The organism is Lachnospira multipara LB2003, assembly GCF_000702205.1.
Classification (GTDB): domain Bacteria; phylum Bacillota; class Clostridia; order Lachnospirales; family Lachnospiraceae; genus Lachnospira; species Lachnospira multipara_A.
Genome location: NZ_JNKW01000008.1, coordinates 46,536 through 63,372, shown reverse-complemented (window position 1 = coordinate 63,372; position 16,837 = coordinate 46,536). Strand labels below are relative to the sequence as shown.

The window sequence follows — 16,837 nt, the reverse complement described above, 5'->3', positions numbered from 1 at the left end:
TCTAGTTATTCACGAAATTTAATATTATATGGGTAAGCGTCCTTAGGTTATCTAGGGGCGCTTAATGGAGGATTATAATGAATGATTTATTAAGACAAGTTGAGGAAAAAGGCCTATATAGGTCGTCTTTTGAACATGATAACTGCGGTATCGGTGCAGTAATTGATGTTAAAGGTAGAAAAAATCACAAATTAGTCAGTGATGCATTATCTATAGTGGAGAAACTAGAACATCGTGCTGGTAAAGATGCAGAGGGTAAGACTGGTGATGGCGTTGGTATTTTAACTCAAATTCCACACGAATTTTTTGTAAAAAAGCTAAAAGAAGAGGGCATTGAACTTCCTAGTGAGAGAAACTACGGTGTTGGTATGTTTTTCTTCTCTCAAAATGAACTTGATATGCGTAGAGAAAAATCTATGTTTGAAATTATCGTTAGAAAAAGCGGTTTAAAGATTATTGCATGGAGAAAGGTTGACTCAAATCCTGATGTTCTTGGTAGTAAGGCAAAGGAATGTATGCCTTCAATTTATCAAGTTTTTATTCAAAGATCAAAGGAATGTGCTAGTGATTTAGATTTTGATAGAATGCTTTACATTATTCGTAGAGAATTTGAGCAAAGTAGTACAGATACTTACGTTGTTTCATTGTCATGTAGAACTATAGTTTATAAGGGTATGTTTTTAGTTGGTCAGTTAAGAACATTTTTTACAGATTTAGAAGATGAAAGTTATAAGTCTGCAATTTCAATGGTTCACTCACGTTTCTCAACTAATACACAGCCTAGCTGGATGAGAGCTCATCCAAACAGATTAATTGTACACAATGGTGAGATTAATACAATTAAAGGTAACGTAGATAAGATGCTTGCTAGAGAGGAAACTATGCATTCTGATGCCTTTAGTTTAGAGGATATGACTAAGGTATTTCCTGTCATTTCACAAAATGGTTCAGATTCAGCAATGCTTGATAATGCTCTAGAATTCCTTGTAATGAGCGGCATGCCACTTCCACTTGCTGCTTCAATTATGATTCCTGAACCTTGGTCTCATAATGAAACACTTTCTTATGAAGAAAGAGATTTTTATCAATATTACGCAACAATGATGGAACCTTGGGATGGCCCAGCTTCTATCCTATTCTCAGATGGTGATGTATTTGGTGCAATTCTTGATAGAAACGGTCTTAGACCATCTAGATACTATGTAATGGATGATGGAAGACTTATTCTTTCATCTGAGGTTGGTGTTCTTGATTTAGACGAAAGCCATATTGTAAAAAAAGAGAGACTTCATCCAGGTAAGCTTCTTATTGTAGATACTAAGGAAGGCAAGATTATTTACGATGAAGAAATCAAAGAAATGTATGCTAAAAGTAAGCCATATGGCGAATGGTTAGATAGTAACCTTCTTCCACTAAGTGCATTAAAAATTCCAAATAAGAAGGTAACTAGCTATTCATTTAAAGAAAGACAAAGACTTCAAAAGGCCTTTGGTTATACTTGGGAAAATTACCATGATAGTATTCTTTCAATGGCTTTAAATGGAACAGAGGCAATTGGATCAATGGGTATTGATACACCTATCGCAGCTTTATCTAAGGAATATCAGCCATTATTTTATTATTTTAAGCAGTTATTTGCTCAGGTTACAAATCCACCAATAGATTCAATTCGTGAGGAAATTGTAACATCAAGAACAGTATATCTTGGTACTAATGGTAATTTATTAGAGGAAAAACCAGAGAACTGTCAGGTTCTAAAAATAAATAATCCTATCCTTACAGATCTTGACTTGCTTAAAATTGAAAATTTACACAAGGACGGATTTAGAGTAGCTAAGGTTCCTATTTTGTTCTATAAGAGAACTCCAATGAAGAGAGTATTAGACCACTTATTTGTTGAGGTTGATAAGGCTTATCGAGAAGGCGCTAATATTCTTATTCTTTCAGATAGGGGCGTTGATGAGAACCACGTTGCAATTCCATCATTACTTGCTGTTGCTGCAGTTCATAAGCATTTAGTTGATACTAAGAAATGTACTGCTATGTCAATTGTTGTTGAGTCTGGTGAACCAAGAGAAGTACACCATTTTGCCACACTTTTAGGCTATGGTGCTTCTGCTGTAAATCCATATCTTGCACATGCAACAATAGGTCAGTTAGTTGATGAGGGCTTATTAGATAAGGATTATTATGCAGCTGTTGAAGATTATGACAATGCTGTGCTTTTTGGTATTGTAAAAATTGCTTCAAAGATGGGTATTTCTACAATTCAGTCATATCAGGGTAGTAAGATGTTTGAAGCTATTGGTGTTTCTAAGGAAGTTATTGATGAATACTTTACAGGAACAGTAAGTAGAGTAGGTGGTATTAGCTTATCAGACATTGAAAAAGCTTGTGATGAGCAGCATAGTAAGGCTTTTGACCCACTTGGTCTTGATACTAACTATGAGTTATCTGCTATGGGTAGACATAAGAGCAGATCACAGGGTGAACATCATAGATACAATCCTAAGACAATTCATATGTTACAGACTGCAACAAGAGAAGGTAATTATGATAAGTTCGTGGAATACACTAAGATGGTAGATGAAGAAAAAACAGGTTATCTAAGAAGTTTACTTGATTTTAATTTACCTAAGAAGGGTATTGATATTGATAAGGTTGAAAGTGAAGAAAGTATTGTAAGAAGATTTAAGACAGGTGCTATGTCCTATGGTTCTATTTCAGAGGAAGCACACCAAACTCTTGCAATTGCTATGAATCACTTACATGGAAAGAGTAACAGTGGTGAAGGTGGAGAAAGTGATGAAAGATTATTATCTGCAGGCACTACACATGATAGAAGCTCTGCTATTAAGCAGGTTGCCAGTGGTAGATTTGGTGTTACAAGTAAGTATTTAGTTAGTGCTAAGGAAATCCAGATTAAGATGGCACAGGGTGCTAAGCCAGGTGAAGGTGGACACTTGCCAGGTAAGAAGGTTTATCCTTGGGTTGCAAAAACTAGACATTCAACACCTGGAGTTAGCCTTATTTCTCCACCACCTCATCACGATATTTATTCAATTGAAGATTTAGCTCAGCTTATTTATGATTTAAAATGCTCAAATAAAGATGCAAGAATATCAGTTAAGTTGGTATCAGAGGCAGGTGTTGGTACTATTGCTGCAGGTGTTGCAAAAGCTGGTGCAACTGTCGTATTAATTTCAGGATATGATGGTGGTACAGGTGCTGCTCCACTTTCATCAATTCATAATGCAGGCCTTCCTTGGGAACTTGGACTAGCCGAAGCTCATCAAACATTACTTGCTAATGGACTTAGAAATAGGGTAATCGTTGAAACTGATGGAAAGCTTATGAGTGGTAGAGATGTAGCTATTGCTGCAATGCTTGGTGCAGAAGAGTTCGGTTTTGCTACAGCTCCACTTATAACACTTGGTTGTGTTATGATGCGCCAGTGCCAGTCTGATACATGTCCAATGGGTGTTGCAACACAGAATCCTGAGCTTCGTAAGCGTTTTGCTGGTAAGCCAGAATATGTAGAGAATTTTATGATTTTTATTGCAAGACAGTTAAGAGAAATAATGGCAAGTCTTGGAATTAGAACAGTTGAGGAGCTTGTTGGTAGAACAGACCTTTTAAAGGTTAAGGATAATTTAACAGATAAAGAAAAGAAGATTGATTTATCAGAAATTCTTCTATTCACAGGAAAGAATAAGATTGTTCATGATGAAAAGAATGCATTTAAATTTGAACTTGAGAAGACTAAGGACGAAAGTATTGTATTAAAATCTGCAGAAGTAAAGAAGGCTCTTGAAAATGGTCAAAAGGTAAGCATAGATGTTAATTTATCAAGTGTTGATAGAACTTTTGGTACATTACTTGGTTCTTGCATTACAAAAAAATATCCGGATGGCTTAGAGGATGGAAGCATTACTATAAACTGTCATGGCTCTGGTGGACAAAGTTTTGGTGCATTTATTCCAAAGGGACTTACTTTAAATTTAACAGGAGATAGTAATGATTACATGGGTAAGGGACTATCTGGTGGTAAATTAATTGTTTCTACACCAAGCAATGCAAAATATGATCCAAGCAAGAACATAATTGTTGGTAATGTGGCTCTTTATGGTGCAACATCAGGTCAGGTATTTATTTCAGGTATGGCAGGAGAGAGATTTGCGGTACGTAACTCAGGTGCAATAGCTGTTGTAGAAGGCATTGGTGAGCATGGTTGTGAATATATGACTGGTGGTGTTGTAGTTGTACTCGGTAGTGTAGGTAAGAATTTCGCAGCTGGTATGAGCGGTGGTGTAGCTTACGTACTTGATGAAGAAAGCAAGCTATATAAAAACGTTAATAAGCAATTAGTTAGTATGGAATCATTGACTTATAAAGAAGATAAGGATGAATTAAGACGCTTAATTACTGAACATTACAAGGCAACAAATTCAGCTAAAGCAAAACTAATTCTTGATGATTTTGATAAATATGTTTATAAATTTAAGAAAATAATTCCTGTTGACTATAAGGAAATGTTACGTCTTATTGCTAAGGAAATGGAAACAGGTACAGATCCAGAGACAGCAAAAATAGAAGCATTTAGAGAATTCGTGAATGGAGGCATTGCATAATGGGACAGATGTCAGCTTTTTTAAAAATTGAAAGAGAAGTGGGAAAGGTTAGATCTGAAATTGAAAGAATCAATGATTTTGGTGAATTTCATGAAAGACTTTCTTTAAATAAACAAAGAAATCAAGCAGCAAGATGTATGGATTGTGGTGTTGCTTTTTGCCAAAATGGTAATATGATATCTGGCATGATGTCTGGATGTCCATTGCATAACTTAATTCCTGAAATGAACGATTTAGTTTATAGAGGAAGAATGGGAGAGGCTTATTATAGACTTTCCATGACACATAGTTTTCCTGAATTTACAAGTAGAGTTTGTCCAGCATTATGTGAAGCAGCTTGTACTTGTGGCTTGCATGATGAAGCAATTAGTATTAAGGAAAATGAGAAGGCAGTTATCGAATATGCTTTTGAAAATGGTTTGGTTGAGGAGAAGACTCCACATGTAAGAACAGGTAAAAGGGTAGCTGTAGTTGGTAGTGGCCCTTCTGGCTTAGCAGTTTGTCAGCTCCTTAATAGAAGAGGCCATGATGTAACTGTGTATGAAAGAAACGACAGAGTAGGTGGTTTACTTAGATATGGTATTCCTAATATGAAACTTGATAAGTCTGTTATTGATAGAAGAGTTAAGTTATTAGAGAATGCGGGGGTTAAATTTATTTGCAATGTAAATGTAGGCAAGGATATTCATATGTCTGAATTAAAGAAGCAATATGATGCAGTTGTTCTTGCATGTGGCGCTTCAAAAGCAAGAGATATTAACGCTCCTGGTAGAGATGCAACTGGAATTTATTTTGCAGTAGATTTTCTTACAAATGTAACTAAAAAGCTTCTGGACAGTAATTTTAAAAATGTGCCATATGAGCTTGTTAAGGATAAAAATGTAGTTATTATTGGTGGTGGCGATACAGGTAATGACTGTGTTGCTACAAGTATTAGACTTAAGGCAAAAAGCGTTACTCAGCTTGAGATGATGCCACAGCCACCAAAGACTAGACTAGAGTCAAATGCTTGGCCTGAGTGGCCAAAAGTATTAAAGGTAGATTATGGACAGGAAGAATCTATCTATAAGTTTGGTAAGGATCCAAGAGTTTATCAGGTAACAGTTAAGGAATTTATTAAGGATAAGAAGGGCAGCTTAAAAGAAGTTGTTCTTATTAGCCTTGAAGCTAAAAAAGAGCCAAAGACTGGAAGAATATCAATGCTTCCAATAGAGGGAACAGAGAAGAAAATTCCAGCTGATATTGTTCTTATTGCAGCGGGTTTTCTTGGAACAGAATCATATATTGTTGATGATGCTAAGGTTGAAGTTGATGCAAGAACTAATGTAAAAACTGCTATTGACGGTCATAAAACAAGCGTAGATGGGGTATTTACTGCAGGAGATATGCATCTTGGTCAGTCTTTAGTAGTTCGTGCTATAGCTGAAGGAAGGGCATGTGCAAAAGAAGTTGATGAATATTTAATGGGATATTCAAATCTATAATGGTTTATAAGCATTGTAAACAGCCTTTTTTGTTGCTATAATTTACATAGTTGTAAAAAGAACGTGATTATAAAGTAGAGGGGATGATTTATTTGACAGATACTAACCAAACTAAGGCAAGAATTCTTGCAGTAGATGATACAGAAATAAATCTTATTGCATTAAAAGGTCTTTTAAAAAATTCAGATATTATTATAGACGCTGTAACTAGCGGGGATGAGGCATTAAATCTTATTACAAAAGTTAGATATGATTGTATGTTAATTGATCATAAAATGCCTAATATGAGTGGAATAGAGTTTTTGCATAATATGAATGACAATATAAATAATAAAAATAAGGGTGTTCCAGCAATTGTATTATCAGCTAATGATGCAGCTGATGCTAAGGATATGTATTTAAGGGAAGGATTTACAGATTTTATTAATAAGCCCGTGGATGGAGTAAAGCTAGAAGAATTGCTATTAAAGTATATACCTTCTTACAAGCTAAAGAGTCTAGAAGTAAAGAAAATTGATTATGATATGGCATTAACTAATTGCGGCGATGAGGATATGTTAAAGGAAATAATGGAAAACTTCTTGATTTCTATAGATGCTAGATATGAGGCCTTGAAACAATACTATGAGGAAGAAGACATTAAAAATTATGTTATTCTAGTTCATTCAATTAAGAGTTCTGCAAGACTTATAGGTGCCATGGATATATCTAATAGAGCAGCTTACCTAGAAGAGATGGGTAATAAGGGTGAAAAAGAAACAATAAAGAATTTGACGCCAGATTTTTTAAATGATTTATTAGAGCTAAAGGTGAGGATAAGCAGTATCTTAGGAGAAGATAAGGATAGTGACAATGCTAAAAAGAAAATAGATGTGGAGAGTCTAAAAGAGGCTTTTAGAAGTTTACATGAATTAGTGGAAGCTTTTGATTTTGACGGTGTAGATTCAATCATGGACATGCTAGAAAAATATGCTATTCCGTCTGAATATGAAGATATTTATAATAGTCTAATTCCACTAGTAGCGGCTGTTGATATTGATGGAATTAATAAGCTATTAGATAGTGTAAAGGATAAATTAAATTAATGTATTATTAATAATATACGCTTGTCTATCAAAGCTTTAATAACAAGACTAAATGTAAATTTTTCCTTGCAAATATGGCTATTTTTAGTAAAATTAATATTAGGAGAGAGTTAGGGAATTTAATAAAAGTGAGGTTATAATTTATGGATAAAAGGGTCCTGTTATTGGGAGATAACAATTCTTTTATGGTTGGTGCAATTGAGAAGGAACTTGTAAACGCACACTTTAATGTGGTTAGAGCAGAAACTTCACAGGAATCAATCGAGCAAATACGGGAATTGCCAGAATTATTTATAATGTTTCTAGAACGTGAATATGATAAAGATGATGAAAATGACGAGACGAACCTTCGTTTTTTAAATAGCCTTATTAAGGATGACATGAATAGATTGTTATATTTAATTGGTAATAGTAAAGAGGTGGAAAGTCTTAAATTTGCCATTAATGAGGATAATATATCAGGAGTCTTTAAAAGACCTATAAATATTAAGAATCTTACTATTGTTCTTGAAGAAGTTATGGATAAACGTAATAAACTTGAAGAGAAGAAAAGAATTCTTGTATGTGATGATGACGGTACAATGCTTAGGACTATGAAAGGCTGGCTAGAAGAGAAATATCAGGTGTTTATGGTTAATTCGGGGATGAACGCCATAACATTTCTTGCTACAAATAAGGTGGATTTAATATTACTTGATTATGAAATGCCAGTAATATCAGGTGCTAAGGTTTATGAAATGATTAAGAGTGAAAAAGATACGGCTAATATTCCAGTTATGTTTTTAACTTCAAAATCAGATAAAGAGAGTGTAATGGAGGTTTTATCCTTAAAACCTAAGCCAGAGGCTTATTTACTTAAGTCACAGTCAAAGGAAACTGTAATAGAAAATATCGATAAATTCTTTGCTAAGCACGATAAAGAGATAGCCGATAAAATTAATAAAGCATTATAAAAAACCCAAAGAATATACTTTTTAAAGTAATATTCTTTGGGTTTTTATAAAGGAAATTAAATGAAAAAAGAATATAAATATTTGTGTAAATTATTATTAAATAGCTAAGTACTGAATTAGCTATTTTTTTGTTTAGTCACCAAGGCCAGCGTTGATAATTTCAACAGCTGCAGCCATTGCTTCTTCTTCATCTGGTCCGCTTACTTCAAGAGTAAATTCTGAACCATACTTTAAACAAGCGCTCATAAGAGCCATAACGCTCTTAGCGTTGTATGTGTTGTTGTTGAAGTGAATTGTAACAGTACTTGCAAATGGAGTCATCTTCTGACTTAAAACACTTGCTGGTCTCATATGCATGCCTTGTTCATTCACAATCTTAAGTGTCTGTGATACCATAATCAAATCCTCCTAGTATAAACTAATATGTAAAGTTGCATTGACTTGCATTGTCTAAAATTATTATAACAAATAACTTTAAAATTGTTAAGAAATTTGACTATTAATTAGCTTTTTTCTTAAGTAAACCAAGTAATAAGCAACCTACTACTGAACCGATAGCAAGGGCTAATAAATACATTGCCCAATGTCCAACTACAGGGAATACGAAGATTCCACCGTGTGGAGCCATAAGTGTACACTTAAATGCCATAGAAAGAGCACCTGCTGTTGCAGAACCAATAATACATGATGGAATTACACGGATTGGATCAGCTGCTGCGTAAGGAATTGCACCTTCTGTAATGAAGCAAAGACCCATTACGTAGTTAACAGGACCGTTCTTTCTTTCTGTTTCTGTAAATTTATTTCTGAAGAATGTAGTAGCAAGAGCAATTGCGAGTGGAGGAACCATACCACCAATCATAACTGCAGCCATTACATCATAGTTACCGTTTGAAATTGCTGCTAAACCAAATGCGTAAGATGCTTTATTGAATGGACCACCCATATCAATAGCCATCATACCAGCTACGATAATACCAACTAAAATACTACTTGCACCATTTAGTGAACTTAAACCATCTGAGATACCATTGTTAATAATAGCTACAATAGGGTTAAATGCACACATAACAACAGCCATTAATAATGTACCAATTAATGGATAAATAAGTACTGGTTTAATACCATCAATTGCTTTTGGTAAATGGTCACATAATTTTTCTAAGCAAAGAACAATATAACCACCAACAAAACCTGCAAGTAAAGCACCAAGGAAACCAGCGATAGCTGTCTGATCACCACCAGGAGCAGCAAATGTAGAACCAACTGAAGCCATATAACCACCGACAAAACCAACTACAAGGCCTGGTCTATCAGCAATACTCATTGCAATATAACCTGCAAGAATTGGGAGCATGAATGAAAATGCGAAACCACCCACATTCTTAAACCATGCAGCAACAGGTGTGTTAACACCAAAGTTTTTTGGATCAATTGAGTAATCATCAAGTAAGAAGGCAATGGCAATTAAAATACCGCCACCAACTACGAATGGTAACATGTGTGATACACCATTCATAAGATGTCTATAAGCAGAATTGCCTGATTTTGTTTCACTAGATGAGCTTCCACCCTTATGAGAGTATACGCTTGCATTACCGGCAATAGCTTTCTTTAGTAATTCTTCTGGTTTATGGATTCCATCTGATACAGGAACCTTTATAACTTTCTTACCATCGAAACGAGCCATTTCTACGTTACGATCTGCAGCTACAATAATGCATTCTGCATTTGCGATTTCTTCATCTGTAAGTACATTCTTAGCACCACCAGAGCCGTCTGTTTCGACTTTAAGAGAGATGCCAAGTTCTTTAGCTTTAAGTTCGAGAGCTTCTGCAGCCATGTATGTATGAGCGATACCAGTTGGACAAGCTGTTACAGCAAGAACCTGATATCCAGCGCTAGCGTTATTATTAGCTGGCTTATCTGAAACTTCATCAGGATATTTTTCTGTTTCTTTCTTATCGATTGCCTGTAAGAATTCTTCTGTAGTCTTAGCTTCTACTAAAATTTTATCAAATTCAGGATCCATAAGCATTGTCATTAGTCGTGATAATACTTCTAAGTGAGTATCAGCTGCTGAGTCTGGAGCAGCAATCATAAATAAAAGGTTAGATGGTTGTCCATCAAGTGCTTCATAGTCTACGCCGCTTGGAGCAGTAATAGCTACTAAACCAACTTTCTTAACTGCACTCGACTTACCATGAGGAATAGCAATTCCCTGGCCTACTGCTGTAGTACCTTTTGCTTCACGAGTTTTGATAGCTTGTGTAAAAGCTTCGGAATCATTAAGATTTCCAACTGAGTTGTGCAATGCAATTAATTGTGCAATTGCATCGTCCTTATCCTTAAGGTTAGCGCCTAAGCGGATGCCTTTAGGATCAAGTAAATCTGTTACTCTCATAATATAAAAACCTCCAATCTTATATGCTAAATTATTTGTTTAAGATGTACTTAACAAATAAAATCGCCATTATTAATTTTCTCTCTCTGGATATCAATTGTTTTTTTGTCTGCTAAGCCAGGTAAAACTGCTGTTGCAGAACCTGCAGCTGAGCCTAGGGCTAAAGCTTCGTAATAGTCTTTAGTTTGAAGATATCCAGCTAAGAAACCAGCTACCATAGAATCCCCCGATCCTACAGTGTTAACTGCTTTTCCAGAAGGAGCACCCATCTTTATTGGTTCACCTGTTTCTGGGATTAGTAAAGCGCCACGCTTTCCTAATGATACTAATACATTTTTTGCTCCACGTTCTTGAAGGATACGTGCATACTTTATAATTTCATCATCTGTTGTTATTTCTACGTTAAAGAGTTCACCAAGTTCTGCCTGATTTGGCTTAATTAAAAATGGTTTATATGGAAGCACCTTCATAAGTAAATCTTTAGTTGCATCAACAACCTTGATTACATCTTTACCTTCTAATGTCTTAAGAATTCTTTCGTAAATATCGTCTGGTAAAGTCTTAGGAATACTTCCTGCAAGAATGATACAATCACCATCTTTAATCTTGTTAATCTTCTCAAATAAAGCGTCAATAGAAGCTTCATCAATATCAGGTCCCTGAGCATTGATTTCTGTTTCTTTACTTGCCTTAAGCTTTACATTGATTCTTGAAATACCCTTAGGTAATTTAATGAAATCAGTAATTACACCCATCTTAGCTACACCAGCATCAATAGCATCCCCTGTAAAACCAGCAATGAATCCTAAAGAAACATTAGATACGCCAAGCTCATTAAGTACAACTGAAACGTTAATTCCCTTACCACCATAGTAAAGTTCTTCTGATTGACTACGATTAGTTTCACCAATATCTAGAGGTGAATCCATACGCATTACATAATCAAGTGCAGGATTAAAAGTAATAGTGTATACCACTTGTTGTCCTCCTTTCTAAAAGCTTAATTAGAATTATTCTTTTTATTAAGTTCTTTTATAACTGTAAGGTTCTTAAAATATTTAAAAGTCTCTGGAACATAATCAGTAATAATACTTGTTCCGTTGAGATTTGAAAAACTAATTGTTGAGATAAGACCGAATTTTGTGTGGTCAACTAAAACATAGCTTGTATAAGAACGTTCTATGGCTTTAGTTTTAATTAAGGCCTCATCCACATCTGGAGTTGTAAATCCAGCTTCTTTTGTGATTCCATTAGCACCTAGAAAAGACTTAGTAAAGTTATATTTATAGATGCTATCTATACATTCAGGACCAACAATTGCCTCTGTTTCTTGTCTAATGCGTCCTCCAACGATATAAACTTTATATCCTTTAGATGCAAGCTTTGCTGCATGGACGATACCATTAGTAACAAAAGTTGCTTTAGTTCCTTTAAGATAATCAATAAGCTTAAGAGTTGTTGTACCAGAATCAATAAAAACAAGATCTTCATCGTGAATTAGGGATGCTGCGTATTTAGCAATTGTATCCTTTTCTTCTATGTTAATCTTAGCTCTTTCTGGAACGTTAAATTCCTTAACTCTTGTTGGTTCTTGAATAGCTGTTGCGCCACCAAACACTTTAATGATAAGACCCTTTCTATCAAGGGCGTTTAAATCTCTACGAACAGTAGCTTCAGACACACCAAGTTGTTCTACTAGCTGTGCAACTGTAACGGTATTATTCTCATTAACAGTTTTTACAATTAAATCGTGTCTTTCCTTGGTAAGCATGTTGGCTCCTTTCTCATATATATATATACATGAATAAAATCTAGAATTTAATAGTATATTATACTTATAAAATAACACTTTGACACATCAGTGTCAATCAAAAACAATCAAAAACAAACAAAAAATGATTGAAAATGATTAAAAAGTAAGCACAGAAATAAAAAATACATTTTTAACATATTAAAAATTCCGTATTTTGAGCGTTTCTGCACGAATTGAGCCTTAAAGAGACAAATTTTAACTTTTTTTGATCTATGTCTTATGATACTATTATCTCAATGAAGCGATTTAAGCTTTAAATAAAATATGCGGGAGGCAAAAATGATACAAGTTAATAATCTTTTTAACAACAATAACATTAAATTAATTGCTCAACATGGACATTATCAGATAATTGAACATCAGGAAGATAAGTCTGTTACACCTTATACAGCTGCAACAGCTTATTTTATGCAGAAGATGAACGTTAAGAGAAGACAGCTTTTATGTACTCTTAATGGTGAAGCAGTTAAGATTCAGGCTGGTGCTATGCAGTGGCACACTGGTGGAATTCAGATGAATACTAATGTTGGCGGCCTTGGCGGATTAATGGGTAAGGTAGTTAAGGCATCTGTAACTGGTGAATCAGCTGTTAAGCCAATTTATCAGGGCGCTGGTTATTTAATGTTAGAACCAACTTATAATCACCTTCTTATTGAAGATGTTGCAAGTTGGGGTCCACAGGGTATGGTATTAGATGATGGTTTATTCCTTGCTTGTGATGCTAATATCCAAGAGTCAATTAATAGACGTACTAATTTAAGTTCTGCAGCTCTTGGTGGTGAAGGTTTATTTAACCTTTGCTTAACAGGACAGGGTGCAGCTGTTCTTGAAAGTAATTTCCCAAGAGAAGAATTACTTGAAGTAGTAATGGAAAATGACGAAATCAGAATTGATGGTAACATGGCAATTGCTTGGTCAGGTTCTTTACAGTTTTCAGTTGAGAAATCTACAAAGTCTTTAATTGGTTCAGGCTTAAGTGGTGAAGGTTTTGTTAATGTATATAGAGGAACAGGTAAGGTTCTTATGGCACCTACAATGGGTGGAACAACAATGGTTAACAATAATGGACCAGAGCAGACAAGTAATACATCATCACATGGTTTATTACAGTCAGTTGCAAGTAGTGTTTTAGGTGGCTAATATAGTCCTACTATTTAGGAAGGACTTTTAAATAGTCAGACAATTCTTTACAAAAAAAGTTTTTTAAATTCTAGTTTGAAAAAGCTATGATTTTACTTTATAATGTCCTAGGCGATTTTTTAGTGGACTTGATTTTTAAATAGGAAATTTTTCTTATATAATCAAGCAAAACCTGCATTTTACAGGCTTTCTAATATCGCCCGGGACATTTTTACATTATTGGAGGTCACTATGAGTGAGAAAAATATCGGAGCAATTCGTGATGCAAGAAAGCTAGGTATTCCTAAGATGTTAATTCTTGGTTTACAGCATATGTTTGCAATGTTTGGCTCAACAATTCTTGTTCCTGTTCTTGTAGCGGGTTATTTTAGCGCTGCTTGTGGAGAAGAGTTAACAAGAGGTTTAACTGTTTCTGTTACTTTATTCTGTGCAGGTGTTGGTACATTAATGTTCCATGTATGCTCTAAAATGAAAGTTCCTGCATTCCTTGGTTCATCATTTGCTTTCCTTGGTGGTTTTAGCACAGTTGCTAATTTAAATAATGGTATGTATGCTACTATGTCAGCTAATGACAAGGCAGCATATGCTTGTGGTGGTATTGTAGTCGCTGGTGCTCTATATCTTGTACTTGCTTTAATTATAAAGTTAGTTGGTGTTAATAGAGTTATGAAATTCTTACCACCTGTTGTTACTGGTCCAATTATTATTTGTATTGGTTTATCCCTTGCTGGATCTGCTATTACAAGTGCATCAACAAACTGGTTATTAGCAATTATAGCTTTAGGTGTTATAATTATATTTAACATCTGGGGTAAAGGAATGTTCAAGATTATTCCTATTCTTATGGGTGTAGTGATTTCTTATGTAGCTGCATTAATTCTTAACGCATTTGGAGTTACAAACCCTGACGGTAGTGCTATTCTTAACTTCTCTTCAGTAGCATCTGCTAAGTGGGTAGGTTTACCAGCATTCCAGTTATGCAAGTTTGATATTACAGCAATATTAGTTATGGCACCAATCGCTATTGCTTCTATGATGGAGCATGTAGGTGATATGTCAGCTATTTCTGCAACAGTAGAAGAAAACTTTATCGAGGATCCAGGTCTTCATAGAACATTATTGGGTGATGGTCTTGCAACAGCATTCGCTGGTTTAGTAGGTGGTCCTGCTAATACAACATATGGTGAGAATACTGGTGTTCTTGAACTTTCAAGAGTACATGATCCAAGAGTTATTAGAATTGCAGCTGTATTTGCTATAATTCTTTCATTTATTCCAAAGTTCTCTTCAATTATTGCTACAATGCCAACAGCAATTATTGGTGGTGTTTCATTCATGCTTTATGGTATGATTTCAGCTATCGGTGTACGTAATGTTGTAGAGAATAAGGTTGACTTAACTAAATCTAGAAACCTAATTATTGCAGGTGTAATTTTCGTTTGTGGTTTAGGTTTTTCTAGCGGTTTATCATTTAATATTGCAGGTGCTGAGATTACACTTACAGGTCTTGCAATTGCGGCTATAGTTGGTATTTTACTTAATGCAATTTTACCAGGTAATGACTATAACTTTGGTACTAACCCAGAAGGAGACCAGAGTCGTGGTGTTTATGTAATGAACAAAGATAATAAAAAAGAAAATTAAGGAGAATTAATATGAATTTCGAAAACGAAGAAAATGTAGTAGTTTTTAAACATCCTCTTATCCAACATAAAATTTCTTTACTTAGAGATAAGGCAACAGGTACTAACGAATTTAGAAAGTTAGTAGAAGAAATCGCTATGCTTGAAGGTTATGAAGCATTATCAGATCTTCCAGTAGAACTTGTTGAAATTGATACACCAATCGAGACATGTATGACACCAATGATCGCAGGTAGAAAGCTTGCTATCGTTCCTATCTTACGTGCTGGTCTTGGTATGGTTCCAGGTGTATTAAGCCTTGTTCCATCAGCTAAGGTTGGTCATATTGGTATGTACAGAGATGAAGAAACTCATGAGCCAGTTCCATATTACTGCAAGCTTCCTCATCCAATCGAAGAAAGAACAATCGTTGTAACAGATCCAATGCTTGCAACAGGTGGTTCAGCTATCGATGCTATCGATCAGATTAAGAAGAGCGGTGGTAAGACAATTAAGTTTATGTGTATCATTGCTGCTCCAGAAGGTCTTGAAAGATTACATAAGGCTCATCCAGATGTACAGATCTATGTTGGTGCTCTTGATAGAGAATTAAATAAAGATGCTTATATTTGTCCAGGTTTAGGTGATGCTGGAGATAGAATTTTCGGTACAAAATAATGAATAATTTAGTAGAGATAATTCAAAGTAATATTAACGGAGCAGTTAAGAAAAGCACTATGAAACTTGAAAGATTAGTGCTTATGGGAATTCTTGCTGGTATGTTTATTGCACTTGGTGGTGCTACAAGTAATACAGCAGTACATGCTATTTCCAATGTAGGACTCGCAAGAACATTAGCAGGTGTTATCTTCCCTGTAGGATTACTTATGATTGTCTTAGTAGGTGGCGAATTATTTACAGGTAACTGCCTTATGATAATGGCTTATCATGATAAAAAAATCAGATTTATCAACATGCTAAGAAATCTTGTAATCGTATTCTGTTCTAATTTAATAGGTTCATTGATAATTACATTATTAGTATATTACAGTGGCAATTTAGATTATACATCAGGGGCTCTTGGTGCATATTCTATTAAAGTTGCATTGGGTAAAGCTACAATAACACCAGTTAAGGCAATCACATCAGGTATATTATGCAATATACTTGTATGTATGGCTATTCTTATGGGAGCTTCTTCTAAAGAAGTTGCTGGTAAGATTCTTGCAATTTTCTTCCCGATTTTTGCATTTGTAATTGGTGGATTTGAACACGTTGTTGCTAACATGTATTATATTCCAATCGGTTTATTAGCTAAGGATAATTCTAACTATGCAGATGCAGCTAGTAAATTATACGGAATTACAGCAGAACAACTTTCAAATTTAAATGTAGTTTCCATGTTACACAATTTCTTATTTGTAGCTATTGGAAATATACTAGGTGGTATGTTATTTGTAGGACTTGTTTATTATACAATCTATAAAAAAACTAATTAACGGACATCTTAGAGCAGCTTGAATTTAGTTTGGTTTGGAAAGAATATAAACAATTTTTTTCAAATAAAAACAAATAAATAAACGTAAAAATTAGGCATAATATGCACGAAATTGGCAATTATTTACTGGTTGCTTATGAATCGTGCATATTATGCCTTTTTTATTCATCAAAAATTTATAGAATATATTTGACAAAAATATATCTA

The 16,837-nt window shown here is 34.7% G+C and carries 12 protein-coding genes; 8 read left to right on the top strand and 4 right to left on the bottom strand.

Annotation, left to right across the window (positions count from 1 at the left end):
* Positions 1 to 77 precede the first annotated feature (77 nt).
* The 4 genes from gltB to T537_RS0106415 all read left to right on the top strand — a co-directional run bounded on the left by gltB (position 78) and on the right by T537_RS0106415 (position 8,153).
* The gene (gene gltB, locus T537_RS0106430; protein ID WP_031556754.1) at positions 78 to 4,631 is read left to right on the top strand and encodes a glutamate synthase large subunit; all 4,554 of its coding nucleotides are present in this window, start codon (positions 78 to 80) and stop codon (positions 4,629 to 4,631) included.
* The gene (locus tag T537_RS0106425) at positions 4,631 to 6,115 is read left to right on the top strand and encodes a glutamate synthase subunit beta (RefSeq protein ID WP_031556753.1); all 1,485 of its coding nucleotides are present in this window, start codon (positions 4,631 to 4,633) and stop codon (positions 6,113 to 6,115) included. The genes gltB and T537_RS0106425 overlap by 1 nt, the downstream gene beginning before the upstream one ends.
* A gap of 92 nt (positions 6,116 to 6,207) precedes the next feature.
* Complete coding sequence (locus T537_RS0106420) at positions 6,208 to 7,200, top strand: Hpt domain-containing response regulator (protein ID WP_197018735.1); 993 nt, start codon at positions 6,208 to 6,210, stop codon at positions 7,198 to 7,200.
* Positions 7,201 to 7,343: 143 nt separating this feature from the next.
* Complete coding sequence (locus T537_RS0106415; protein WP_031556751.1) at positions 7,344 to 8,153, top strand: response regulator; 810 nt, start codon at positions 7,344 to 7,346, stop codon at positions 8,151 to 8,153.
* A gap of 132 nt (positions 8,154 to 8,285) precedes the next feature.
* On the opposite strand, the gene T537_RS0106410 is transcribed toward T537_RS0106415, so the two are convergent.
* The 4 genes from T537_RS0106410 to T537_RS0106395 form a co-directional block, all read right to left on the bottom strand.
* Positions 8,286 to 8,549 (bottom strand): HPr family phosphocarrier protein, encoded by a 264-nt coding sequence (locus T537_RS0106410; RefSeq protein ID WP_027437745.1) that lies wholly within the window; start codon positions 8,547 to 8,549, stop codon positions 8,286 to 8,288.
* A gap of 103 nt (positions 8,550 to 8,652) precedes the next feature.
* Positions 8,653 to 10,557: a PTS fructose transporter subunit IIABC gene (locus tag T537_RS0106405; protein WP_031556750.1), complete on the bottom strand. Its 1,905-nt coding sequence runs from the start codon at positions 10,555 to 10,557 to the stop codon at positions 8,653 to 8,655.
* Between the two features lie 50 nt (positions 10,558 to 10,607).
* Entirely contained in the window at positions 10,608 to 11,534 is a 927-nt protein-coding gene (pfkB, locus tag T537_RS0106400; protein WP_031556749.1) for a 1-phosphofructokinase, read from the bottom strand.
* A gap of 23 nt (positions 11,535 to 11,557) precedes the next feature.
* Positions 11,558 to 12,328 (bottom strand): DeoR/GlpR family DNA-binding transcription regulator, encoded by a 771-nt coding sequence (locus T537_RS0106395; RefSeq protein WP_027437748.1) that lies wholly within the window; start codon positions 12,326 to 12,328, stop codon positions 11,558 to 11,560.
* A gap of 321 nt (positions 12,329 to 12,649) precedes the next feature.
* Here T537_RS0106395 and T537_RS0106390 point away from each other — a divergent pair, with 321 nt between their 5' ends.
* The 4 genes from T537_RS0106390 to T537_RS0106375 all read left to right on the top strand — a co-directional run bounded on the left by T537_RS0106390 (position 12,650) and on the right by T537_RS0106375 (position 16,631).
* Positions 12,650 to 13,510 carry an AIM24 family protein gene (locus tag T537_RS0106390; protein WP_027437749.1) on the top strand — a complete coding sequence of 287 codons (861 nt, stop codon included), beginning with the start codon at positions 12,650 to 12,652 and terminating at the stop codon, positions 13,508 to 13,510.
* A gap of 231 nt (positions 13,511 to 13,741) precedes the next feature.
* Positions 13,742 to 15,154, top strand: coding sequence for a uracil-xanthine permease family protein (locus T537_RS0106385; RefSeq protein WP_027437750.1), 1,413 nt, complete (start codon positions 13,742 to 13,744; stop codon positions 15,152 to 15,154).
* Positions 15,155 to 15,165: 11 nt separating this feature from the next.
* On the top strand, positions 15,166 to 15,810 hold the full coding sequence (gene upp, locus T537_RS0106380) for a uracil phosphoribosyltransferase (protein WP_027437751.1): 645 nt from the start codon (positions 15,166 to 15,168) through the stop codon (positions 15,808 to 15,810).
* Positions 15,810 to 16,631, top strand: a complete 822-nt coding sequence (locus T537_RS0106375) for a formate/nitrite transporter family protein (protein WP_031556748.1) — start codon at positions 15,810 to 15,812, stop codon at positions 16,629 to 16,631. The genes upp and T537_RS0106375 overlap by 1 nt, the downstream gene beginning before the upstream one ends.
* The last annotated feature ends 206 nt before the right edge of the window (positions 16,632 to 16,837 follow it).